Source organism: Methylocystis sp. ATCC 49242 (assembly GCF_000188155.2).
In the GTDB taxonomy this organism is placed as follows: domain Bacteria; phylum Pseudomonadota; class Alphaproteobacteria; order Rhizobiales; family Beijerinckiaceae; genus Methylocystis.
In genome coordinates, this window is the sequence record NZ_KE124774.1 from 3396405 (window position 1) to 3418537 (window position 22133).

The following is a 22133-nucleotide window of genomic DNA, read 5'->3' on the forward strand; positions in this document are numbered from 1 at the left end:
CTCAGGACCTTGATGCTGTTTACGAGCGTGACCGCGAAACGGATCAGCTAAACCAACTTAGAGCGCTCGTTTTTTTATCCTTGCGCCAGGCCCGGTCCCAAGGTCAGCAACTGGGGCATCGGAGATATGGGGTGACAGCGGACAGTAGCCCGTTGCAAACTTTCCCCGGATCGCTAATCCTACGCCCATAGGCACGCAAATCGTTGCACCGGATGATGGAGGCCGATATCGCCTACACGACGCAGCGTTCATCATTGCGCGTATGCCTTGTCCGAGCAACCGGAACGATAGGCCGAGCGACGCTGCGCGCGCTCCTGACGCGCGGACATAGCGTGGTTTGCTTCATTCGCCCCGCTTGCGGGCGGTTGCCGGTCCCTCTTGCCGGAGAGCAATAAGGCGCTGTTCGATGGCGCCGCCGTGAGATTCGTCGATGTTTCGAAACTCGCATCGTTCGTGAAAGACGGATTTCGGGGCGAACGGTTCGACGCCGTCATATCCTGCATGGTCTCCTGAACGGGGGCGCCCAAGGACGCCTGGGCGATCGATCATCAGGCGCATTTGAATTTGCTCATTGCAGCGCAGGAAGTCGGCGTCTCCCATTTCGTGCAGCTCTCGGCGATCTGTGTACAAAAGCCGATCATCGAATTTCAGCACGCGAAACTCGCGTTCGAGACGGCCCCCATGGCGTCAGCTATTCGATCGTAAGGCCGACCGCATTTTTCAAATCGCTCTCAGGACACGTTGCGCGTTTGCAGCGCGGGGCCCGGGGGATGCAATCACGCCAAGGCAGCAGGGAGAGTTCCTTTTTGCGCTCCTGCGCCGTCCGCCTCTGTTTCGCAGCGTTCCGCTCGCATTGCTCGACGGCATTGTCGGGGCCCTTGGCATGGCTGCCCGGGTTGCGCCTCATATTGCGGAAAAGGCCGAACTCGCGCGGACCGGCCGTTATTACGCTATCGAATCCATGCTTTGGCTGAACCCTGAGACCGGCCACTACGACTCGGCCGGCACGCCGTCGACAGGCACCGAGACACTCTTCGACTTTTACAGATCGGTGATTGCTGGCGACCAAACGCCAAGCGGGGAGATCACGCCGTTTTCTGAACGCGCAAATTCCGGGAAGAATGTCCGCTTTTGGCGCATCGCGGCCCGACTGATCGTGCTCTTTTCCGAACTTGTAACCACGCGGCTCCGCTCACGCCTCCTCTCATTCGCCCAAGAGCGGCGCTTGCGTTTCCCGATTGCACGAGAGTGCGCGACCGTTCACCTCCGTCTACCGGAAATTGCAGGAGAAAATGGTACCGCCACCCCGGCTCGAACGGGGGACCCCCAGATCCACAATCTGGTGCTCTAACCAACTGAGCTATGGCGGCCCAACGCGGCGGAACCTAAAAGCAAGCGACGACGATTGCAAGCCTGTCCGGGCGCTGAAATTCACATGACGCCCGCCCGTGCGCGAGAGGGTCCGCCCCTTTGCTCCCGCTGCCCGGCGGCGCGCCGGAACGCTGCGGCGCGAGGAGCTATTTCTTCGGGCGCGACGGGGCGAGCGCGTGCTCCCCGAGTCTCACCAGCGCCGCGCGCAGCCCCTCCTCCTCGATGCCCTGAGTCGCCGCCTCGGCGCGGGCGTGGACGCCGGGATCGGTCGGCGGCGGCGCCCTGCGGAGGCTGCGACCCTGCGGCTCGCGCTGAAGCGTCTGCTGGCGCAGAACGATCCGTGAGACGCAGCGCCAGCCCAGATGCGCGTTGACGCGATCGACGATCGCCGGCGCCAGATGCTGGATTTCGAGGCCGAAGCCCGGCTCCACGCGCAGCACGAGGGTCGCCGGCTCCTGCGGCTTGTCGGGCGCAGGCTTCTTCGCGCGGGGCGGCCATTGCAGGCGCTCGGGCGCGCAAATGTCTGCGATGCGCGGGCCGACGATCTCGCGCCAGCGCATGAGGAGCGACGATTCGCCGAAGCCCTGCCTGGCGACGAGCGGGTCGATCTGGCGCAGGACATAGTCCGCCAGTGGCCGCGCCCACGCGCCCTTGCGCGGCGAAACGCCCATGCGCCTCTCTCCCTTGCCTGAACGGGGCCGCGCCCCTAATGACCGCGGGATGATAAAGACCTCCCGCCCCGGGCGAAAGCCCGCCGCCGCGCTGCTCGCCTGGTACGACGCGCATCGGCGCGAACTGCCCTGGCGCGCGCGGCCGGGGGAGGCGGTCGACCCCTATGCCGTCTGGCTTTCCGAGATCATGCTGCAGCAGACGACGGTCGCGACGGTCAAGGGCTACTTCCTGAAATTTCTCGCGCGCTGGCCGAGCGTCGAGGCGCTCGCCGAGACCCCGCTGGAGGAGACGCTCGCGGAATGGGCGGGACTCGGATATTACGCCCGCGCCCGCAATCTCCACGCCTGCGCGGGAGTCGTCGCGCGCGAGTTCGGCGGCCGCTTTCCGGCGAGCGAGGAGGCGCTGCTGGGCCTGCCCGGAATCGGGCCCTATACGGCGGCGGCAATTGCGGCGATCGCCTTCAACCAACCTTGCGTCGCCGTCGACGGCAATGTCGAGCGCGTCATCGCGCGGCTTCATGCGATCGACACGCCGCCGCGCCGAGCGAAGCCGCTCATCCGCGAGACGACGCAGGCGATGCTGCCGCCCTCGCGCGCGGGCGATTTCGCGCAGGCGCTGATGGATCTCGGCGCAACCGTCTGCGCGCCGCGCGCGCCGGATTGCCCGGCCTGTCCGCTCGCCGATTTCTGCGCGGCCTGTCGCGACGGGACGCAGGACCGCTACCCCGTAAAGGAGGCGAGGGCAGAGAAGCCGAAGCGGCGCGGCGCGATTTTCATCCTTCGGCGCGGCGACGAGGTGCTGCTGCGCCGGCGCCCGCCGAAGGGGCTACTGGGCGGCATGAATGAATTTCCCTCGACGCCGCTGACGCAGGACGTCGCGCCGAAAGAGCTGCGCGACCACGCGCCCTGCGCAGCGCCTTGGCGCGCTCTCGAGGAGCCCGTGTCGCATGTCTTCACGCATTTTTCGCTTTCCGCGACGGTTTTTGTCGCCAAAACGGCCGCGGCCGCGCCGCCGGCGCATAATTGCCGCTGGGCGGCGTGCGACAATCTCGATAAAGAGGGATTGCCGACGCTGATGCGAAAGGCGGCCATTCGCGCAGGTCTCGTCGAAGGTTGAAGCATCTTCCGCCGGGCAGGCGGAGAAAATGCGTGATCAGTTTCAGCAGGAGGCGATCATGGCCCGTCGCGCGAGCGCATTCGAGGTCGAGGTCACGGAAGGCGCCATTCGCGTGCGCCACGGGGGCCGCACGCTCACCATTCCCGCCGCCCCGCCTGACGCCGAATCGGACGAGGACGCCGATTTCATCGTGCGGCTCGACGACATAGAGCATTGGGACGCGCCCGACGACGAGACGCCGATCGACATCGTCGAATTGCAGAAGATTCTCGACGCCGTCGAGAAGCAGCTCGAGAAGCACGGGCTGAGCGTCGATTTCGACTGAGGGGCGTTCAGGAAAAGCGCGAGCGATTTTCCGTCCGAACGTGCGATATTTCAAACGCTTCAGCCTTCATGCCGCCCACCCCAGCGAGCGCTCCACCGCCTTCTCCCATGATGCGACGAGGCGCGCGCGCTGCTGTTGCGTCATTGTCGGCGCGAAGCGGCGCTCCGCGCTCCAATGCGCGGCGATATCGTCGACGCTCCTGAAAACGCCCACCGCAAGGCCGGCGGCGTAAGCGGCGCCAAGCGACGTTGTTTCCAGATGGCGCGGCCGCACGACGGGCGCGTCGAGAATGTCGGCCTGAAATTGCATGAGCAGATCATTGGCGGCCATGCCGCCGTCGACTTTGAGCTCGGATATTGCAACGCCCGAATCCGCAACCATCGCGGCGAGCACTTCGCGGGTCTGGAAGGCCGCGGCCTCCAGAGCGGCGCGGGCGATATGGCCCTTGTTGGAGAAGCGCGTGAGCCCCGCGATGATTCCGCGCGCGTCCTCGCGCCAGCGCGGCGCATAGAGCCCGGAGAAGGCCGGCACGAAATAGACGTCGCCATTGTCCTCGACGCTTTTCGCCAAAGCTTCGACCTCGGCGCTGCTGTCGATGATGCCGAGATTGTCGCGCAGCCATTGCACCAGCGCCCCGGCGATGGCGATGGAGCCTTCGAGCGCATAGGCCGGTTTTTCATTTCCCAGTTTATAGGCGAGCGTGGTGACCAGCCCTTTTGTCGAGACATGAGGCGTCTCGCCGGTGTTCATCAGCAGGAAGCAGCCGGTCCCGTATGTATTCTTCGCCTCGCCAGGCCCGAGGCAGGCCTGACCCAGAAGCGCGGCGTGCTGGTCGCCGAGAGCGCCGGCGAGTGGAACCCCCGAGAGCGCGCCGACGCAGTCGCCGTAGATTTCACTGGACGACCGGATGTCCGGCAGGCAGGCGCGCGGAATATCGAAGAGGCGCAGCAGCTCGTCGTCCCATTGCAGCTTGCGCAGGTCCATGAGTTGCGTGCGCGAGGCGTTGGTGGCGTCGGTCGCATGGCGGCCGCCGGTCAGGTTCCAGATCGTCCAGCAGTCCATCGTGCCGAAGAGCGCCTCGCCCCGCGCCGCTTTCTCGCGCGCGCCGGGGATCGTGTCGAGGAGCCAGCTCAGCTTGAGCGCAGAGAAATAGGTCGCAAGCGGCAGGCCGGTTTTCGCGCGCACGAGGTCGGCGACGCCTTGCGCATTGAAACGCTCGACGAGCGGCTGCGTGCGCGTGTCCATCCACACGAGCGCATTGTGCAGGGGCGCGCCTGTTGCGCGGTCCCACAACAGGCTTGTTTCACGCTGGTTCGTGACGCCGACGGCGGCAAGATCGCGTGGCCCGAGCCCCGCCGTCGCCAAAGCGCCCTCGATCACCGCCTGCGTGTTGCGCCAGATCTCCGCGGCGTCATGCTCCACCCAGCCGGGGCGGGGACAGATCTGCGCATGTTCGCGCTGGTCGAAGGCGCGGACGTCGCCGCTCTCGTCGACGATGACGAAACGGGTGCTCGTCGTTCCCTGGTCGATTGCGCCGATGAATCGGGACATGTCGCGTCTCCTGGAGAAGGCCCAATTCCGGCCATGCGATGAACAGGCGTTTCAGTATCCATTCAGCCCGGGGGCTTCAGCCTGATTCTCATTGAACAACAGGTCTGTGAAAGGAGAATGAGCGATGAAATCCGACACCGTCAAAGCAGCGCTCGCCACGCTCGTCGTCATTGGCTTCTCCGGCGTCGAAAAGACGCGCTGGGTGTGCGGGCCCTACCGCTGCTGGCGGCGCCCAAATCATTTTTACTATGGCGGCGGGCCGGCGAATTACGGCTGGAGCGGCTATGGGTGGGGCGGCGGTTACGGCGGCTGGGGCGGTTACGGCTATGGCTGGCGCCCGCGCCCCTATTGGTGGTGACGATGATGTTTGCCGCGGCGCTAGGCGCGCTGCGGCTTTTTTGATCGGGGAGATTGCAAGTCCCTGACATCGACCAAACTTACAAAAGTAGGCACGCCCCTTGCGATGACAGCATGGGCGGCCGGTCCATTGTCAGGAAGCCGACAATGCCGGTTGCGAAAATGGGGGAAAAGTTGTAACCTACTGATGTAAAAGGTAGTTTGCAACCTTTCCAAACTAGGCGAAGGTGATGATCGTCTGTTCCTGCAACGTCCTGTCCGACCGCGACGTCCGAGATTCCCTTGGCGGGAGGGGCGACCGCCCGACCGTCGGGGCTGTCTTCCGGCACATGGGTTGCGAGGCGAAATGCGGGCGTTGCGTGCGCAGCATCGTCGCCATCGTCGACCAGCATGCCGCATCGAGACTGGACGAATGCGCGGGAAGCGGCGATTGTGACAGCTGCCGCGCCGACGATCTCGCGGCGTAAGGTCGGCACACGGTCATGGAAAGGATTTGCACATGCGCGGTGACGCAAAGGTCATCGAATATCTCAATCGCGGGTTGCGCGCCGAGCTGACGGCGGTCAACCAGTATTGGCTGCATTATCGCATTTTCGACAATTGGGGCTTTCTCGAACTCGCCAAGAAATGGCGCGAGGAGTCCATCGAGGAGATGCGCCATGCGGACCACTTCGCAAAACGCATCCTGTTCCTCGAAGGTTTCCCCAATATGCAAGTGCTCGATCCGCTGCGCATCGGCCAGACGGTCGAGGAGATCATCAAATGCGATCTCGCGACGGAGCTGGACGCCCGCGCCATGTATATCGAAGCCGCGGCCTACTGCCTCTCGATCAACGACCGCGTGTCGGAGGAGCTGTTCAAGGACATCATCAAGAGCGAGGAGGGCCACATCGACTTCCTCGAGACGCAGCTCGAGCTGATCAAGCAGCTCGGTGTGCAGCTCTATTCGCAGAAGCACGTCGGCGGGCTGGACTCCTGACGGATCGTTCCGCGGCCTGAAGCGTCAGGCGGTGGGATCTCTTTCATTCACGAGAGCAGGGCGGGCGACCGGCGTCGTTCGCCTTTCGTCTTTTATGACGCCATTGCGCACCGCCGCCGCGACAGGAAGGGACAGCAACAGTCCCGCGCCCGCCATCGCGGCCATGGCAAGATAACCCTGCACGCCGAAAGCGGCGTTCAACGGCCCGGAGAAATAGAGAGAGGCGCTCAGCGTCACGCCATTGGCGGCCGCGAGCCAGCCATGCACCCGCGCCGTATAGGCCTTGCCGCCCAGCTCCGCGATCAGATAGGCGGGCCCGAGCGTCAGCGCCGCGCCCGAGAATGGCTGCATCAGCAGCGCCGCGATGATCCCGGCCGGGCCAGGGTCGCTCGCGAGCAGCGCCCAGCGCAGCACTGCGCCGGCGGCCCCCGCCGCCATCAGCGGCGCCGCGTGCCTTTCGCCGCCGAACCAGCGGGTGGCCGAAAGAAAGAACGCCACTTCGGAGAAGGCGGCGGCGCTCCAGGCGATGGAGATGAAAGTGGCGTCGAACCCTTTCGCCGCCCATTGCAGCGAACCGAAGACGGTGATGAATCCGTGACTGCCGTGGACCAGCGCGGCGCAGGCGATGATCAGGGCGAGGAGCCCGGGACGACGCAGCGGCGTCGGGTCGTCGATGGGCCGGGCGGGCTCTCGCGGCCGGCCAGCCTCGAAGCCCCGCAGCAGGAAAAAGCTCGTGACGAGCGAAAAGACCGAGATCGCCGCCATGATCAGGATCAGCGCGTCGTCGGGCATGGCGCGTGCGACGGGCCCGGCCCCGAGCATGAAGACCAGCACGGCGCCAGCCGCCCATGCGCGCACCCGCGCGAGCCGCAGGGCCGGCAAACCCGCCTCGCGTCGCCGCCGCGCTTCGTCGAGCACGAGGCCGTCATTGAGCGGTCCGATCGGCCCCTGCACGAAGCACAAAGCCGTGTGGCCGGCGAAAAGGGCGAGGAAGCCATAGGCGAAATCCATGGCGATGAAGATCAGCGCGACGCCAAGGAGATGCAGAAGGATCAGCCGCCCATAATCGCCGCGGCGATCGCCGAAATGGGTTCCCGCGAGATTGGACACGATGCGCGCGGCCGGCGCGGCGGCGAGCAGCGTCGCGATTTCCCCGCCGCCGAGGCCGCGCGCCCCGAACCAGATCGGAAAAAATGCGACCTGCACCCCGCCGATCGCCGAAATGGCGGCGGCGAGCATCGACAGCCGCCGCTCGGCGTCATCCTTGACCTTGGCCATTAAGCCTATTCCATCACGGCGGCCTTAAGAATGCACACCATCATGGCCTGCGCGGGCGTCGCGCCGAGATTTCTGATCACATGGGGCCGGTCGCAGCGGTAGCGCAGCGTCTCGCCCGCCTTCACGGTTTCCTTAACGCCTGCGACCTCGACCTCGAGTTCGCCTTCGCGCACGGAGAGGCTCTCGACCGAGCCGCGCTGATGGGCGTCCGACTCGAGCACGCCGCCGGGATCGGCCGAGAATTCGTAGCATTGCAGCCATTCGACCGTCTTGATCCAGCCTATGATAGCGAGCCGGCACTTTCCGTCGTCCGACAGCAGGATCGGCGTGTCGGCCTTTGTGACCTTTTCCAGAAAGGGCTCGTCCTCGGTCGTCTGCAACACGCGCTCGATCGAGACGTCGAGGGCCTGCGCCAGGCGCCAGATGGTCGCGAGCGTCGGATTGGTCTCGTTGCGCTCGATCTGGCTGATGATCGATTTGGCGACCCCAGACTGCTGCGAGAGCTCTGAAAGCGAGAGATTATAGGCCTTGCGCAGCCGCTGAACGGTCGCGCCGAGCTGGCCGGAAAGCGCCAGAGCTCCGGCCTCGAGGATTTTCTGCTTGTCGCGACCTTCGACGCCCATGGCCTTCGGCGCCCTTGCGGCGCCCGCTCCTTCGATTCGAAACCGGACGGCACACTAGCCGATTTCGTTCGAAATATCGAACGCAACCGCGGACGGCGATCCGGCCCCGCTGTCATCGGACTGTGACGTGAATCTGGTGAATGTCCTTAAGCGGCGAAGGCGGGAGGCGATGACGCTCATGCCCGAAACGAACTCAACGGAATTCATGACGGACGATATGACGGATATTGCCGCCAGGCGGTATCGCACGATTTTCCTTTCCGACCTGCATCTGGGAGCGCGCGGCGCGCAGGCCCACCTTCTCCTGGATTTCCTCAAGCACAATGACGCCGATCAGATCTATCTCGTCGGCGACATCGTGGACGGCTGGAAACTGAAGAACGGCTGGTACTGGCCGCAGGCGCACAATGACGTGGTGCAGAAGCTGCTGCGCAAGGCGCGCAAGGGCGTCCGCGTGATCTACGTGCCCGGCAACCACGACGAATTCGCCCGCGACTATGCGGGTTTGACTTTCGGCGGCGTCGAGGTGATCGAGGAAGCGGTCCACGAAACCGCCGACGGGAAGAAAATGCTCGTCATCCATGGCGACCAGTTCGACATCGTCGTGCGCAACGCCCGCTGGCTCGCCTTCCTCGGCGACTGGGCCTATGACCTCGCCATCGTCGCCAACACCTGGCTCAACCGCGCGCGCCGCCTGTTCGGCGTCGGCTACTGGTCGCTCTCCGCCTGGGCCAAGATGAAAGTGAAGAACGCGGTCAATTTCATCGGCGACTTCGAGAAGACATTGGCCGCCGAGGCCGGGCGCCGCGGAGTTGACGGCGTGATCTGCGGCCATATCCACCATGCGACGATCAAGACGATCGAGGGCGTGCTTTATCTCAACACCGGCGATTTCGTGGAAAGCTGCACGGCGATCGTCGAACATGACGGCGGCGGCTTCGAAATCATTCATTGGCGGACCACGGCCGCGGAGCGCGAGGCTGCGCTCGCGGCGAGGAGAGTGAAGGCGTTGCCGCCGCCTCGGGCGGCGGCGGCCTGATGCGCATTCTCGTCGCGACGGACGCCTGGCGCCCGCAGGTCAATGGCGTCGTGCGCTCGCTGGAGTCGCTGTCCCAATCGGCGCGGGCGCTCGGCGCGGAGATCGACTTTCTGACGCCGCGCGACTTCATGGCTTTTCCGATGCCCAGCTATCCGGAGATTTCGCTGGCGCTGGCGACGCCCCGCGCCGTGCGGCGACGGCTGGCGAGCGGTTACGATCATGTGCATATCGCCACGGAAGGGCCGATCGGGCTCGCGACGCGCGCCGTCTGCCTGCGCGACGGAAGGTGCTTTACGACGAGCTTCCACACGCGCTTCCCCGAATACATCCACGCCCGTTCCAGACTTCCGGTCGGCCTGTCCTACGCCGCCTTGCGCCGCTTCCACAACGCCGGCGCGGGGGTGATGGTGTCCACGCCGAGCCTCGCCCGCGAACTCGACGGACGGGGCTTCCGCCGCCTGCTGCGCTGGTCGCGCGGCGTAGACCATGGGGTGTTCTCTCCCCGCGCGGCGACGGCCCTCGATTTTCCGCGGCCGATCTTCCTCTACGCCGGCCGCCTCGCGGTGGAGAAAAACATCGAGGCGTTTCTCGCGCTCGATCTGCCCGGAACGAAGCTCGTCGCCGGCGACGGCCCGGCCCGGGCTTCGCTCGAAGCGCGCTTCCCCGACGGGCATTTTCTGGGCCTGAAGAACAGCCGTGAACTCGCGGCGCTTTACGCGTCATCCGACGTCTTCGTCTTCCCCAGCCGCACCGATACTTTTGGCATGGTGCTGCTCGAGGCGATGGCCTGCGGCCTGCCGGTGGCCGCCTATCCCGTGATGGGGCCGCTCGACGTCGTCGGCGCGAGCGGCGCCGGCGCGCTGGACGAGGATTTGCGCGCGGCGGCGCTCGCGGCGCGCGACATTCCACGCGCCGCTGCGCGCGCCCATGCGCTGAGCTTCACCTGGGAGAATTGCGCGCGTCAGTTTCTCGACAATATCGCCTATGCGCGCGGCGCCGCCTCCCTCGGGGGAGTCGGCGTCGAGGCACTGCGCAATTCAGGCGAAGAGCGACATCCGGTCGACAAGCGGCAGCCGATCCAGCCATAACAGCGCCTCGAGACGCGGATCGACCGGCGCGGGTTCTGGCGCCGCCTCGGGCTCCGGCCTCGCATCCATCGCCATGATCGGCTCCGGCGCCGAGGCGAGCGGCTCCGGCTGCGCCGCGGGCGCGGCGATCGGGGCGACGGCGATTTCAGGCGCAGCGCTCCCGGGCTCTTGTGCCGCCGCGCGTTTCCGCGCCGCGCCGCCAGCCCCATTGAACTCCCGCGCCAGCGCGTCGATCTTGCCGCAGACGAAATCCTCGACGCCGCGTTCGCGAAGCGACCAGGAGAGTTCGCTCAGGCGTTCGGCGATGCTGAACGCCTCCGCCGGCGCCAGCGCGTTCTGCGCCTCGAGCCGCGCCTCCAGCCGTTCGATCGCCGCCAGCATGCGCGCGCTCTCGGCGTCGCGCACGCGTCGCGCATATTCGGCCAGAAACCAGCGGCCGCGCGCCGTCTCCATGACGGCGGCCTCGATTTCTTCATAGTCCTCCGGCTGGAGGCCGGACGGCGGAGCCGCTATGGTCATCAGGGAAAGCCGACCTGCTGTTCTGGGCGCGAATCAACGTCTTCGCAGCATCGCCGGGCTGACGTTTTATGCAAGCGCCCTGCGCGCCGAGGATTGAATGAGCCTTACCAGCGAGGAGATCGAACGCTACGCCCGACATCTGGTGCTGCGCGAGGTCGGCGGTCCCGGCCAGCAGAAACTGAAGCGCGCCCGCGCGCTCGTCGTCGGCGCCGGCGGGTTGGGGGCGCCGCTGCTGCAATATCTCGCCGCCGCCGGGGTGGGGACCATCGGGATCGTCGACGACGACGTCGTCTCACTCTCCAATCTGCAGCGGCAGGTGATTCATGCGACCGACGCCGTCGGGCGGCCCAAGGTCGAGAGCGCGCAGGAGGCCATCGCGCGCCTCAATCCGCATGTCGCGGTCGAGAAACATGCGCTGCGGCTGAACGACGACAACGCCCGCGGGCTCATTGCGCAATATGACATCGTCGCCGACGGCTCCGACAATTTCGCCACGCGATATCTGGTCTCGGACGCCTGCTTTCATGAAAAAAAGCCGCTGGTGACGGCGGCGGTGGGGGGCTTCGACGCCTCGCTCACCACGCTGCGGCCATTCGAGACGGCCCCCGACGGTCGGCCGAACCCGACCTATCGCTGCCTGTTTCCCGAGCCGCCGCCGCCGGGAACCGTCCCGAGCTGCGAGGAGGCGGGAATTCTCGGCGCGCTGACCGGGGTCGTCGGGGCCATGATGGCGCTCGAAGTCGTGCGCGAGATCGTCGGCTTCGGCGAGGGCCTCGTCGGCCGCCTCCTGCTGATCGACACGCGGGCAATGCGTTTCGAGACGCTGCGCTACGCCTACGACCCCGACAATCCGCTCTCGGGCGTCACTTCGCAGCGATGACGGCGATCTCGACCTTGTAGTCGGGCGTGACGAGCTTCGCCTCGACCGTCGCGCGGGCCGGCGGGTTCTGCTTGTCGACCCAGACGTCCCAGACGCTGTTCATCTCGGCGAAGGTCGAGATGTCGGAGAGATAGATGGTCGCCGAGAGGATTTTCGCCTTCTCGCTGCCGGCTTCGGCCAGCAACTCGTCGATCAGCGCGAGAATTTCGCGGGTCTGATCGGCGACGGAGCCGCCCTTGGTCTTTTCCGCCACCTGGCCCGCCGTATAGACCGCGTTGCCGCGCACGACCGCCTTGCTCATGCGCGGACCCGCGCCGATTCGCCTGATATCGCTCATATCGCCTCCTGTTTCGGGCGCGGGTTTAGGCGATGCGCCCGCCGCCGGCAAGGGCGGGAGCCGGGGAGTCGCGGCCGGCGGCGGACAGGCAGGACGAAAAATGCCTGTAGCGCGACAAAACAAATGGCAGTTCGCGACAAATCATTTGGCATAGCCCCTCAGCCTTGGCCGTCTATGCCCTGAAGCCGCGCCCTGACTGCCTCTGGCAATCGGTCTTCGCAGGCCTTGCGGGCCTCCGCGCCGGTGAGGGAGACGCCGGTCCCGCTGTTGGCGGGCGCGCCATCCGGCCCGATCTGCACGAACCACGCCCATCGCCCGTCCTGCGGGCCTCCCTTCAGCCGGTAAAGCCGGGCGAGGGAGAGGCCGCCGTCCGAGAGGCTCCAGTCGTCCTCCATAACGTCGATTGAGCCGTCGAGCCGCTTGAATGCCGTTCTGCGCCACTTCATGCCGCCTCCGATTCGCCCCCGAGGATGAAGTTTTAGGGCGGCTGGAAGGGGCTTTGAAAGGCCGTTCAATCGGGGCTGGGGCTACGCCATCCCCAGCGCGGAGAGGTAGAGGTCCAGAATTTCCGCCTCCTCGTCGCGCTTGGCCCGGTCCTGCCGCCGCAGGGAGACAATCTTTCGCATCACCTTTGGGTCATAACCCGCGCCCTTGGCCTCGCCGTAGACGTCCCTGATGTCGTCGCCGAGCGCCCGCTTCTCTTCTTCGAGCTTTTCGACCCGCTCGATCAGCGCCTTCAGATGGCCGCTGTCCACTTCGCTCATTGGCTCAACCCTCCCTCACGAGAAAAACCCAGACCACCGTCAGCATCACGACGCCGCAGGCGACGCCGGCGGCGCTCGCGACAGCCAGCGCGCAGGCCAGTTCGGCGGGCCCCACGCCGGCGAGATGCTCGAAGAGGGCGCTCACGGCGCCAGCTCCCAGTCCTCAGCGAGGATGTCGTCGTCGTGCCGGTCCCACCGCCAATCCGAACCTTCCCGGTAGTAGCGTTCCCGAAACGCGCCGCCGCAGGGATAGGCCCCGGCCAGAAAGATTTCGGTCCTGCCCTCCCAGCTCCGCCGCCGCACCGCCTTGCCTTCCTTCAGCAGCGCCAGAGCCCGCCCGAAGCCGAAGGGGCCGCTTGCCGCAGCGGCGGCCAGCTCAGCGCGCGCCTCCGCTACCGCCTTTGCGAGCTTCTCCTCATGCTTCCGGAGAGCGTTCCTCATCCCTTCTTCCCCTTCTGATCGTCGCCCGCCTTCACGGTCACGGTGGTCATGAAGCCGCCGCGGGCGTCCCATGTCTTTTCGACCGTCTCTGCCTTCCAGCTCCCGTCGAGCGGCTTGCCGAAGCCCGAGACCGTCACCTGCGCCTCGGCGTGGGCGCGGGGCAGGCCGGGGCAGTCGAAATGCCCGCCGGCCGTGTCATTGCCCATCTCATAGGCCTGCGACTCGGCGGCCGCCTTGGCCTCGTCCTCGCTGCGGAACGGATGCGGCAGCATGTGCAGCGGGCCGTCGCGGCCGGTCTTGTGGGTCTTGGCCTTGCGCTTGCCGGCCTTCTCGTCGTGCCAGTGGGCCTCCACCTCGCCGACCTCGGGCCGGGGCTCGATCTCCGCCTCATAGGCGAAGCACTCCGCGCGGCGGATCGTGATCGGCGTCAGCTCCTTGCCGGAGGCGCTCTTGCCCGAGCCGCGCTTGACGGCGATGAGCTTGCCGCCCGCGGGCTTGCAGATCGCCCCCACATGCTCGGACAGCTCGGTGAGGCAGTCGATGTGCGACTGCCGCCAGCGCAGCCAGTAGGGGATTTTGACCTTTGCCACGTCCTGGTCGACCTGCGCCTTCAGCCCGACCTTCTTGGCGATGTCCTCGACGATGTCGCCATAGGTCTTGTCGTCATAGTGCTTCGAGGCGTGCGCCTTCAGCTTGTCGACATAGTCGGCGGCGCGCAGCTGAATCGTGATCGTGTCGCCCGACTCGGCGTCGCCGGCGCAGACGATCTTCTGGACCGTGAAACGGCCCTGCTCGACCGGGCCTTCGTCCTCCCAGCCGCCGAGGATCGTGAATTCGTCGCCGCGCCCCGGCAGGCCGAACCGGCCGGGCGGCCCCACCATCACGATCTCGGCCGTGTCGCTCTCGCCGCCCGCCTGTTCGGTCACGCGCGCCGAGATCCACAGGCCGGCGAGGCCGGGCAGGATATTCTTGCCGGAGCCGTTGACGATTTGCAGGACAGGGCGGCGGCGCATGTCAGGCGGTGATGTGCTTCACCGCCCACATCACCGCTTCTTCGATCTTCGTCCGGGCGATCGAAAGCTCGCGGCTCTGGCCCAGCGCCTCGATCTGCCCGAGGAAGGCTGCGCCCATGTCCTTCACGGCCAGCATATCGGCCTTCTCCTTGTCGGAGAGCACGCGATACTGATGGCGCACGGCGCTGTTGACGGTGCGGGCGTCGGAAACGGAATCGACCTGAGACATTTGCTTCACTCCCACGGGTTGACGGTCGGGACCGCCGGCGGCGCGGGCGGCGCGGGGATTTCAACCTCGCGCGGCGCCTGCAGATAGGGGCCGCCGTCGGCGAGCCCCGGATTGGCGTTCAAAAGGGCTTCGAAAGCCCCGTCGCCGGCCTTGCCCATCGTCTCGGCGGCCAGAATGTCGAGCCGCAGCGGCTCGGTGATCATGCGCTTCAAAACACGCCTCCCGCCGTCTCGCCCACATAGAGCAGCTCGACCGTGAACTCCCATCGCCAGCCCATGCCGTCGGGGGCGATGCGCTGCTCCTCCTTGGAGACCGTCTCGACCGCGACGAGGCCCTGATAGCCGCCGACGAGGCCGCTCATGCGGATGAAGGGGACGGGCCGGCGCTCGCGGCAGGCGCGCTGCAGGGCGCGGTAATTGTCGAGCCCGCCCATCACATGCGGCCGGCAGGCGAGATGCAGCGTCTCGCGGTGCTCGCCGCCGCCGACCGGCTGGTAATAGGGCTCGCTGTCGAAGACCATGTGCCGCGCCCAATTGGCCTCCATGGTCTCCGCGAAGCCCATCGGGCTTATCCCGATGACCTCGCAGGTCGCTGCTCCGATGAGGGCGAGGGGCTGCGACATGGGTCAGGCCAGATCATGCAACGCGGCGTCGCGCGACGAGCGGATGCGGCGGGCCTCCAGCGCGGCGAGCTGGCGATACATGGAGCGGGCGTCGCGCACGCCGTGGAAATGCGCCTGCGCGATCTGCACGCCGCCGCGCCCGCCGGCGCGGGCCTGCTTGCCCGGCGTCGTCGCGGCCGGAGCCGCCGGAGCGCCCCCGCCCGTCGAGCCGCCGGCGCCCCGCCCGCCGGTGAGCGAGGGGCCGACGCGGATGGCCGCGCCCGGCGCGCCGAAACTCGAAAGAGCCGCCCGCACCGCCGCCCCGGTCGCCTGCGCCTTGGCGACGAGCGCGTCCATCGCGGCCGAGGCCGGGCCGATGTTCACGCCGGGCGTCACTGTCGTCGAGAGCTTCTGCAGGGCGTCATAGAGGCTGTTCGCCTTGGCCACGCCGTCGGCGACGGCCGTGTCGATCTGCTTCACGTCGATATGCGGCGACGCGCCCTCGATCTGCTGGAACATGGGCTTCGGCGCGGGAGCCCGGTTGAGCCGCAGCCGCGTCTCATAGGCCGAAACCGACTCGCCCACGGGCGTCGCCATGGCCCGCGTCGCGGCCGAGCGCTGCGTGGCCTCGCGCCAGCGGTTGGCGGCGGCCGCCCATTTGTCGGAGACGCTGTCGAGCCACGGCAGCACGATCGGCTTGGCCGCCTGCGCCGCAATGTCGAGCAGCGCCTGCTTCAGCCTGTTGAGCTTCGCCTCGGTGGTGCCGAGGTCGATGTCCATGGCCTTCTGGATCGAGCCGTCGAAGCCGCCCTTGGCCAGCGCGTCGCGCAGGCGGATGAGTTCGGGCAGCGCCTCCTTCATGCGCAGGATTTCGTCGAACCATTCGCCGCCGCCGATGTCGTTGGCGATCTTGACCGGGTTTTTGGCCTTGCCGAGCCGGTCCAGCAGATCGACCATGGTTTGCAGCGCATTGGCCTGCATGCCCTGCTCGACGCCTTCGGCGGAGAGCCCAAGCTCCTTGAAGGCCGCCTGCGCGTCCTTGGAGAGCGTGGAGGCGCGGCGCAGCTTCGAGGAAAACTGGCCGAAGAAGCGCGCCGCCACCTCGTCCTGCATGCCGACGCCGCGCAGCGCGGTCATCGCCACCATGGCGTCGTCATAGGTGACGCCCGCGGCCTTTGCGCCCGCCGAGGCGCGCTGCCACATCACCCCGATGTCCTTTTCGGCCGCCGCCGAAATGTCGCCCAGAAAATTCACCTTGTCGGCGAAGGTCTCCAGCTCGCGATTGTTCCATCGCGTCTGGCCCTTCACCTCGGTCAGCATCTGCGCGGCTTCCTTCGCGCCGATGTCCCATGCGGTGGCGACCTTCGCGCCGAGCATGGCGAAGCCTTCGAGGTCCTTGGTCGCGACGTTTCCCTGCCCGCCCTGGGCGAAGATCGCCGCCGCCTGCTCATAGCTCATGCCGATCGAGGTCGAGACCTTGGCGACCTTGCGGTCGAGGTCTTCCCAGCTCTGGCCGGCGTCGAGGTTCACCTTCTTCTGGATTTCCGCGAAGGCCTTGTTGCGCGAGATGGCCTCGCGCGTCGCCAGCGCCGCCGCGCCGAGCCCCGTCGCCGCCGTCGCGCCGATGGCCGCCCCGGCGATCACCGCGCCGCCCGCGCCGATGAGATAGCCCTCGGGGGAGAGGCGCGATGCCGCTTCGGCGAGCCCCTCCTTCATCGCCCGGCGCCGCCGCGCCGTCGCGCCGCCGGCGGCCCCGGCCGCGACAGCCGCGCCCGCGCCGAGGCCCTCGCCGCCGCCGGCGAAGCGACCGCGCGCGTCGCGCAGCCTGCGGTCGGCCGCCGTCGTCGATTTCGCCAGCCGGTCCACGGCGGCCCGCGTGCGGTCGATGTCGCGCGCCTCCGCGCCGATGCGGTTGAGCGCCCCGGCCGTGCGCGCGGCGGCGGAGGCGCTCTTGTCCAGCGCCCCGCCGAGCTTTGCGGAGGCCGTCCACGCCCTGGTCAGCGAACCGGAGAAGCGGCCGGAGGCGGAGCCCGAGAGCTTTGCGCTCGCCTTGCCGAAATCATTGAGGGCGCGCGCCGCGCCCTTGAGCTGATCCTGCCCTTGCGTGAGGAATTTGAGCCTTACCGCGACGTCGAGATCAGCCATTGCCGCCACCTGTCAGAGATTGGACGAGCGCGTCGAGCGCCCTGATCTGCGCCCCCGCGCCCTCCTCGGCCTCGATCTCCTGCCCCTCGAACACGCCGAGGATCACCTCGCCCAGCGGCAGGCGCAGCACGCGCGACCACGGCTCGTGCAGAAATCGGCAGGCCAGCAGGCCGACTCGGCGCAGCTCGCCCGGCTCTATGTGGAGGCGCTGTCCTCCCCGGCGCGGGGCAAGAAAGGGAGGCAGGCGTCCGTCAGCCTGTCGGCGTCGCCGGCCTCCATGCCGCGGATCACCGCCGCCGGCAGGCCGGTCATGGCGGCGAAGAAGTCCATGTTGGTCACGGCGCGCCCCGCGGCCTGCGCCCGCTCCGACAGGCGCAGCGCCTCGCCGAAGGAGAGGCGGCGGATCGTCACCATGCGGACCTCGCGCCCGTCGAGACGGAAGGGGAAGGCGAGGTCGACCGTCGCGCTCATGGCGGCGGGGTCGAGGAAGTCGAGCGCGGCCGCCTCCTCCGGGGCGTCGGCGCGGGCGGGCGCGCCGGGCGCCTCGCCCTCCGTTCCCTCGGGCGGGAGCGGGAAGGCCGAAAAATCGGCTTTCGGGGCGCCTTCAAGAGAGTTTGAACGCGGGCTCAAAGCGCCGTCCCTCCGCTGATCGCGAGGTTCGTGGCCATCTCGGCGAAGAGGGCGACGCCGCCGACGATCGTCGCGCCGGGGCCGGCGAACTGGTCGAAGCGATGCGTCACCGCGCCGCCCGTCACGTCCTCGTAGCGCACGATGGTCGAAAACTCATATTCGGTGCCGCTCGCCTTCACGCCCTTGCGCGCGTCCGGCTTCACCGAATTGAGCAGCCCCTTGAGAAGGATGACGCGGCCGCGGTTCGTCCCGTCGCGGAAGCTGCGCAGGTTCTCGTAATAGGTCGCAGTCACATAGGCGCCGGGCTCGCGCCCGCAGAGCCCGCGCACGCGCGGGTCGTCGCTCTTGAGCTTGATGGTCGCCTTGAGCGGCTGCATCTCCTCCGGCCAGGCGACTGCCATGTTGTGGCCGCCGGGGACGAAGTCCTCGGTGTTGAAGGTCAGCTCGGGGAGCGTCACCTCGTCGAGCACGCGCCAGGCGTTGAGCGCGTCGAAATACCAGTTCCCGCCTCGGACGATGTAATCCATGGAGCCCTCCTCAGACGGTCAGCTGGCCGGTGACGTTGTATTGCGCCATCGCCGCCTGAATTTCGGTGGCGAGAATGTCGAAGCTCGCCTCGCGCCGGCCGGTGTAGATCTGCAGATCGACGAGCGCCGGGCTCTCCTCCCAATAGGCGGAGAAAACGAGCCCGCCGACGCGCATGACGGCGTTCGAATTGAGGTCGCGGTCCCAGCGCACCTCGTAGCCCGGCAGGATCGCGGGCTCCGGAAGCGACGCCAGCTCGCCGAGGAAGTCGAGCACGCTCTGGCGCAGCACGACGGCGAGATGCGAGCCGATGTTCTTGCCGATGTATTTGACCAGCGTGCGCGGGATCACTTCGCGGATCGCCTTGCGCGTGCGCACGACATTGATCATGCGCCACAGCGGATCGTCGCTGCTGTTGAAGAAGCCCCAGAAGATTTTCCCTTGCGGCGAGTTCACGCTGCGCGAGGTGCGGTTCTTTTCGAGCTGCACGATGCTGTTGACGCCCCGCTGCAGCAGCCAGTTGGCCTCGCTGTCGGGGTCGGAGATATTGACGCTCACGGCGCGCGAGGGTCCGAGAATGCCCATGAGCGGCTGATTGCCCGGATTGTAATAGGGCCCGCCCATGGCCTTGTCGGTCTTCACCATCAGCGCCGCGACATAGGGCGACGCCGCACGCGTGATCGGCAAACCATTGAGCGAGACGCGCACGCCCTGGCCGACGGGGATGACGTTGAGAGTGTCCGCCCAGTCGGCCGCCCATTCGACGGCGACCGTCTTGTCGGCGGAGGGCGTGTCGGCGACCACGACCGGCGTGATGAGCCGCTCGCAGATGGCGTCGAAGGCGGTGACGATGGGGTTGGCGGCGTTCCCCGGCCGCAGAGACGAGAAGTTGGGGGCGATGAGGATGTCGGGAACCGAGCCCGTCTCGGCCTGCGCCTCGAGCAGCGCCCACGCGCCCGTCTTGGCGGTGGCGTCGCCGACCATCTTGGTCATCGACTGCACGACGGTGTCGTCGGCCAGAATGTCCGGCACGACCGCGACGATGGAGGCGACGACGCCGGAGGCGATGCAGGCGTCGATCGTCTGCTTCAGCGTGCCCGTGCCGGCCGCCGCGATCATGTCCGCATCGTCGGTAGTGAAATGGACCGGCGTGTCGACGGGGAACTTCGCGCGGTCGATGCCCGTGCCGGGCGTGAACACGCCGCCGATGGTCGACATGTCGGCGATGAGGAACGGGACCTTGTCGATCCTGTCGAGAAACGTCCTTACGCCGACGTTCGGGGTGGTCGCTGGCATTGAGCAAATCCTCGCTTGACGCGCCCTTGAGAGAGCTTCAAGCTACGTTTGCCCCCTGAAAACATTGCCCCCGAACGCATTCGGCCCGCTTGCCCGCGCCGCGCCGAAAAGTGCGAAGCGGTTTTCGGATGCAGCGGCGCGAAGAAAAAGCTGCGCGGCGCTTTTCGGATGAAGCGGCGCGAAGCTACTGCGCCGGCGTCACCGTGATCGGCGCGACGGCGGCGCGGGCGGCCTCGGCGGCCTGCGCCTGCTCATAGCTCACGACATAGGTCATCATGCCGTTGATCAGCCCCTGCGAGATCGCGCGCATCAGCTCCTCGCCGGTCGGCGGGCGCATGACGGCGGGCGTCGGCGTGCAGGGCTGCGGCGGGTCGCTGGCGAGCATCTCGTGGCAGTCGACCGCCGGGCTCGCCTCCACGCCGTTCGGGAAATAGGCGGCGGCATAGGCGGCGACGATGCGGCCCATGTCGGCGTCGGGCACATTGACCGTGATGGTCGTCGGCGGCTGCGCCCCGATCTGGCTCGTGAGCTGCAGCGAGCCGGCGAGCGCCGGCAGGGCGGCGAGGGCGAAGGCGAGGGCGAAGGCGAGAAGCCTAAAGAAGCGCATGGGGTCTCCTGTTAGTCGATGAGCCAGTTTGCGCCGTCGCTGTAGACCGGCACTTTATTTGAGCCGCCGCCGGTAACAATGGCGCCGTGGTCAGCGGCGAGGGTGCCCGTCGCGTCGGTGACGAATGCTCTCGCGCCGGCACCGGCAGTCGCAGCGGATGGCAGAGAGGCGACGGTAGTTGGAGTGGTGACGATGGCGCCAAAGCCGTTAGCGCTAGCGCCGCTAACGATCTTCACCACCCCGGTTGTGACTCGACCAAGCGCGGTGTCTACCGCGCCATAAAATTCAGAAGTGCCCGTCCAGATGTATCCCGCGGAGGAACTCACGCCGAAGCCAGAAATTCCAGCAGAGTTGTTTTTCACACCTTGCTTATTGCCCGAAAGTGCAATGTTCGTGTCATCTCGAAGGCCAATCCAGGCTGCCATCGAATATTGACTTGTCGCCGTCGCTATTATTTGAGACCCGCTGAAGCCAGTTTTACCCAGTGTAATTGCACCTGGCTGCATACCGAGTGCATTTTCGCCACCGACTACAAACTGGATGTTCCTCGCCAGCCCCGTTCCGCCCTTTTCGGTTCCGATACGCAGGACATTAGCGGTCGCCTGCCAGTCGAAGACGCCGCGCTCGTAATTCGCGGCGTCGGTGTAGGAGGCGTAGACGATCAGGCGCTGGGCGTTGGCGCCGTTGCGCAACTCAGTGACATTCGGCGCAGGCGCGTAAATCGTCGCATTCGGGCTCGCAAGCGAGCCGCCCAGCGAGAGGGACGACGTCAGTTTGAGAGCGCCGCTCGCATAGGCCAGCGACGCCCCATCGCCGAGCGACAACGTCGAGCCCGACAGCGTGAGCCCCGCGCCGATCGTATAGGTCCCCGCCGCGCCCGCGTCGCCCCTCGGGATCACGAGATTGAGCGTCTGGTTCGGCGTGGTCCCGGTGATCGTCGCCGCCGCCGCCGAACCCGGCGCGGCGGTCGTCACCGTGCCGATCGTCAGCGTGTTCGCCGGGCCAGCATCCCCGCGCGGGATGGTGAGGCTCAGCGTCTGGTTCGGGGCGGCGCCCGTAATCGTCGCCGCGGCGGATGAGCCCGCCGCGCCGGTCGTCACGGTCCCGATCGTCAGCGTGTTCACCGGCCCAGCCGCGCCAGCCGCGCCCTGCGGACCAGCGGGCCCCTGCGCGCCGGCAGGCCCCTGCGGCCCCGCCGGGCCCGGCTCGCCCTGCGGGCCGCGCTGGCCGCGCGCGAGCATGGTCATCACGGTCTGCTGGCTCGCCCCGGCGATGTCCTCCACCGGCCCCCAGGCCGGCAGATCGTCCCACGCCGGCGCGGGCGGCGGCGGGGTCTGCGTCACGCCCTTGCGGATGTTCCAGGCGAATGACCCGAGGTTCGCGCTCTCGCCGCCATCGGCGTAGACCAGATCGGCGACATAGGCGCCCGAGAGCGCCTGCATCTCCGCCTGCGAGGCGAGCAGCGTGAGCACGACGCGCTTGGCCGGCGCGTCCACCGCCGTCACGCGCAGATTGCCGATGGCCGTCGACCAGGAATGATCGAGCGGCGCGTCCGGCCGGCGGCGCAGATCGAGCCGGAACACGCCCGCCGGCGGCATGTCGTAGCCCGGCATGGCGACGGTGATGGAGCGCGCGAGGTTGGCGTTGTTGACCGCGCTCACCTCCACCGGCGCGGGCGCCGACGCTCGCAGCGGCCCCGCGACGAGCGCGACGATAACGGCGAGGGCGAGGGCGATGAGCTTCATGA

At 67.2% G+C, this 22133-nt stretch carries 30 protein-coding genes and 1 tRNA gene; 8 read left to right on the forward strand and 23 right to left on the reverse strand.

Annotated elements, in window-relative coordinates; translation table 11 throughout:
* Positions 1 to 342: 342 nt before the first annotated feature.
* From MET49242_RS25805 to MET49242_RS18600, 3 genes are all read right to left on the reverse strand, one after another.
* Positions 343 to 654: a hypothetical protein gene (locus MET49242_RS25805; protein WP_192815608.1), complete on the reverse strand. Its 312-nt coding sequence runs from the start codon at positions 652 to 654 to the stop codon at positions 343 to 345.
* 639 nt (positions 655 to 1293) lie between these two features.
* Positions 1294 to 1370 (reverse strand) — tRNA-His (locus MET49242_RS18595).
* A 147-nt stretch (positions 1371 to 1517) separates the two neighbouring features.
* Complete coding sequence (locus tag MET49242_RS18600) at positions 1518 to 2042, reverse strand: DUF721 domain-containing protein (RefSeq protein ID WP_036285172.1); 525 nt, start codon at positions 2040 to 2042, stop codon at positions 1518 to 1520.
* Between the two features lie 49 nt (positions 2043 to 2091).
* On the opposite strand from MET49242_RS18600, the gene mutY reads away from it, so the two are divergent.
* Positions 2092 to 3159: an A/G-specific adenine glycosylase gene (gene mutY, locus MET49242_RS18605; protein ID WP_036285175.1), complete on the forward strand. Its 1068-nt coding sequence runs from the start codon at positions 2092 to 2094 to the stop codon at positions 3157 to 3159.
* 28 nt (positions 3160 to 3187) lie between these two features.
* Complete coding sequence (locus tag MET49242_RS18610) at positions 3188 to 3484, forward strand: Imm74 family immunity protein (RefSeq protein WP_227967039.1); 297 nt, start codon at positions 3188 to 3190, stop codon at positions 3482 to 3484.
* A 66-nt stretch (positions 3485 to 3550) separates the two neighbouring features.
* On the opposite strand, the gene glpK is transcribed toward MET49242_RS18610, so the two are convergent.
* The gene (glpK, locus tag MET49242_RS18615) at positions 3551 to 5035 is read right to left on the reverse strand and encodes a glycerol kinase GlpK (RefSeq protein ID WP_036285178.1); all 1485 of its coding nucleotides are present in this window, start codon (positions 5033 to 5035) and stop codon (positions 3551 to 3553) included.
* Between the two features lie 124 nt (positions 5036 to 5159).
* On the opposite strand from glpK, the gene MET49242_RS18620 reads away from it, so the two are divergent.
* The 3 genes from MET49242_RS18620 (at position 5160) to bfr (ending at position 6371) form a co-directional block, all read left to right on the forward strand.
* Positions 5160 to 5393: a hypothetical protein gene (locus tag MET49242_RS18620; protein WP_036285181.1), complete on the forward strand. Its 234-nt coding sequence runs from the start codon at positions 5160 to 5162 to the stop codon at positions 5391 to 5393.
* 229 nt (positions 5394 to 5622) lie between these two features.
* Positions 5623 to 5859, forward strand: a complete 237-nt coding sequence (locus MET49242_RS18625; RefSeq protein ID WP_036285183.1) for a bacterioferritin-associated ferredoxin — start codon at positions 5623 to 5625, stop codon at positions 5857 to 5859.
* Between the two features lie 32 nt (positions 5860 to 5891).
* Entirely contained in the window at positions 5892 to 6371 is a 480-nt protein-coding gene (gene bfr, locus MET49242_RS18630; protein ID WP_036285185.1) for a bacterioferritin, read from the forward strand.
* Between the two features lie 24 nt (positions 6372 to 6395).
* On the opposite strand, the gene MET49242_RS18635 is transcribed toward bfr, so the two are convergent.
* A complete protein-coding gene (locus tag MET49242_RS18635; RefSeq protein WP_051134311.1) occupies positions 6396 to 7649 on the reverse strand; it encodes an MFS transporter in 1254 nt (417 codons plus the stop codon).
* Positions 7650 to 7654: 5 nt separating this feature from the next.
* A complete protein-coding gene (locus MET49242_RS18640) occupies positions 7655 to 8272 on the reverse strand; it encodes a helix-turn-helix domain-containing protein (RefSeq protein ID WP_036285187.1) in 618 nt (205 codons plus the stop codon).
* Positions 8273 to 8450: 178 nt separating this feature from the next.
* On the opposite strand from MET49242_RS18640, the gene MET49242_RS18645 reads away from it, so the two are divergent.
* Complete coding sequence (locus tag MET49242_RS18645; RefSeq protein ID WP_371212556.1) at positions 8451 to 9311, forward strand: UDP-2,3-diacylglucosamine diphosphatase; 861 nt, start codon at positions 8451 to 8453, stop codon at positions 9309 to 9311.
* Positions 9311 to 10399, forward strand: a complete 1089-nt coding sequence (locus tag MET49242_RS18650; RefSeq protein WP_036285190.1) for a glycosyltransferase family 1 protein — start codon at positions 9311 to 9313, stop codon at positions 10397 to 10399. Before MET49242_RS18645 ends, MET49242_RS18650 begins: the two co-directional genes overlap by 1 nt.
* On the opposite strand, the gene MET49242_RS18655 is transcribed toward MET49242_RS18650, so the two are convergent.
* Positions 10349 to 10918: a hypothetical protein gene (locus MET49242_RS18655; RefSeq protein ID WP_036285192.1), complete on the reverse strand. Its 570-nt coding sequence runs from the start codon at positions 10916 to 10918 to the stop codon at positions 10349 to 10351. The two genes, MET49242_RS18650 and MET49242_RS18655, sit on opposite strands and share 51 nt — an antisense overlap.
* A 97-nt stretch (positions 10919 to 11015) precedes the next feature.
* Between MET49242_RS18655 and MET49242_RS18660 the strand changes: the two genes are divergently transcribed.
* Entirely contained in the window at positions 11016 to 11798 is a 783-nt protein-coding gene (locus tag MET49242_RS18660; protein ID WP_036285195.1) for a molybdopterin-synthase adenylyltransferase MoeB, read from the forward strand.
* Here MET49242_RS18660 and MET49242_RS18665 read toward each other — a convergent pair.
* The 16 genes from MET49242_RS18665 to MET49242_RS23535 all read right to left on the reverse strand — a co-directional run bounded on the left by MET49242_RS18665 (position 11782) and on the right by MET49242_RS23535 (position 22131).
* Positions 11782 to 12135, reverse strand: coding sequence for a RidA family protein (locus tag MET49242_RS18665; RefSeq protein ID WP_036285196.1), 354 nt, complete (start codon positions 12133 to 12135; stop codon positions 11782 to 11784). The two genes, MET49242_RS18660 and MET49242_RS18665, sit on opposite strands and share 17 nt — an antisense overlap.
* A gap of 158 nt (positions 12136 to 12293) precedes the next feature.
* A complete protein-coding gene (locus tag MET49242_RS18670) occupies positions 12294 to 12581 on the reverse strand; it encodes a hypothetical protein (RefSeq protein ID WP_036285197.1) in 288 nt (95 codons plus the stop codon).
* An 81-nt stretch (positions 12582 to 12662) separates the two neighbouring features.
* A complete protein-coding gene (locus tag MET49242_RS18675) occupies positions 12663 to 12899 on the reverse strand; it encodes a DUF2312 domain-containing protein (RefSeq protein ID WP_036285199.1) in 237 nt (78 codons plus the stop codon).
* Positions 12900 to 12903: 4 nt separating this feature from the next.
* Positions 12904 to 13044 carry a hypothetical protein gene (locus MET49242_RS25595; protein ID WP_158497325.1) on the reverse strand — a complete coding sequence of 47 codons (141 nt, stop codon included), beginning with the start codon at positions 13042 to 13044 and terminating at the stop codon, positions 12904 to 12906.
* Positions 13041 to 13340 (reverse strand): hypothetical protein, encoded by a 300-nt coding sequence (locus MET49242_RS18680; RefSeq protein WP_036285201.1) that lies wholly within the window; start codon positions 13338 to 13340, stop codon positions 13041 to 13043. The genes MET49242_RS25595 and MET49242_RS18680 overlap by 4 nt, the downstream gene beginning before the upstream one ends.
* Positions 13337 to 14353, reverse strand: a complete 1017-nt coding sequence (locus tag MET49242_RS18685) for a phage late control D family protein (RefSeq protein WP_036285203.1) — start codon at positions 14351 to 14353, stop codon at positions 13337 to 13339. Before MET49242_RS18685 ends, MET49242_RS18680 begins: the two co-directional genes overlap by 4 nt.
* A 1-nt stretch (position 14354) precedes the next feature.
* The gene (locus MET49242_RS18690; RefSeq protein ID WP_036285204.1) at positions 14355 to 14582 is read right to left on the reverse strand and encodes a hypothetical protein; all 228 of its coding nucleotides are present in this window, start codon (positions 14580 to 14582) and stop codon (positions 14355 to 14357) included.
* Positions 14583 to 14587: 5 nt separating this feature from the next.
* Positions 14588 to 14785, reverse strand: coding sequence for a tail protein X (locus tag MET49242_RS18695; protein ID WP_192815631.1), 198 nt, complete (start codon positions 14783 to 14785; stop codon positions 14588 to 14590).
* Positions 14786 to 14790: 5 nt separating this feature from the next.
* A complete protein-coding gene (locus MET49242_RS18700) occupies positions 14791 to 15204 on the reverse strand; it encodes a phage tail protein (RefSeq protein WP_036285209.1) in 414 nt (137 codons plus the stop codon).
* A 3-nt stretch (positions 15205 to 15207) separates the two neighbouring features.
* Complete coding sequence (locus MET49242_RS18705; RefSeq protein ID WP_036285211.1) at positions 15208 to 17328, reverse strand: phage tail tape measure protein; 2121 nt, start codon at positions 17326 to 17328, stop codon at positions 15208 to 15210.
* Positions 17321 to 17458 carry a hypothetical protein gene (locus tag MET49242_RS25600; protein WP_158497326.1) on the reverse strand — a complete coding sequence of 46 codons (138 nt, stop codon included), beginning with the start codon at positions 17456 to 17458 and terminating at the stop codon, positions 17321 to 17323. The genes MET49242_RS18705 and MET49242_RS25600 overlap by 8 nt, the downstream gene beginning before the upstream one ends.
* 65 nt (positions 17459 to 17523) lie before the next feature.
* Complete coding sequence (locus tag MET49242_RS18710) at positions 17524 to 17958, reverse strand: phage tail assembly protein (RefSeq protein WP_036285215.1); 435 nt, start codon at positions 17956 to 17958, stop codon at positions 17524 to 17526.
* Entirely contained in the window at positions 17955 to 18485 is a 531-nt protein-coding gene (locus tag MET49242_RS18715) for a phage major tail tube protein (RefSeq protein WP_036285217.1), read from the reverse strand. The genes MET49242_RS18710 and MET49242_RS18715 overlap by 4 nt, the downstream gene beginning before the upstream one ends.
* Before the next feature lie 10 nt (positions 18486 to 18495).
* Positions 18496 to 19779 carry a hypothetical protein gene (locus MET49242_RS18720; RefSeq protein ID WP_036285220.1) on the reverse strand — a complete coding sequence of 428 codons (1284 nt, stop codon included), beginning with the start codon at positions 19777 to 19779 and terminating at the stop codon, positions 18496 to 18498.
* A gap of 184 nt (positions 19780 to 19963) precedes the next feature.
* On the reverse strand, positions 19964 to 20386 hold the full coding sequence (locus MET49242_RS18725; RefSeq protein ID WP_036285222.1) for a hypothetical protein: 423 nt from the start codon (positions 20384 to 20386) through the stop codon (positions 19964 to 19966).
* An 11-nt stretch (positions 20387 to 20397) separates the two neighbouring features.
* Entirely contained in the window at positions 20398 to 22131 is a 1734-nt protein-coding gene (locus MET49242_RS23535) for a hypothetical protein (RefSeq protein WP_051134312.1), read from the reverse strand.
* Positions 22132 to 22133: the final 2 nt, after the last annotated feature.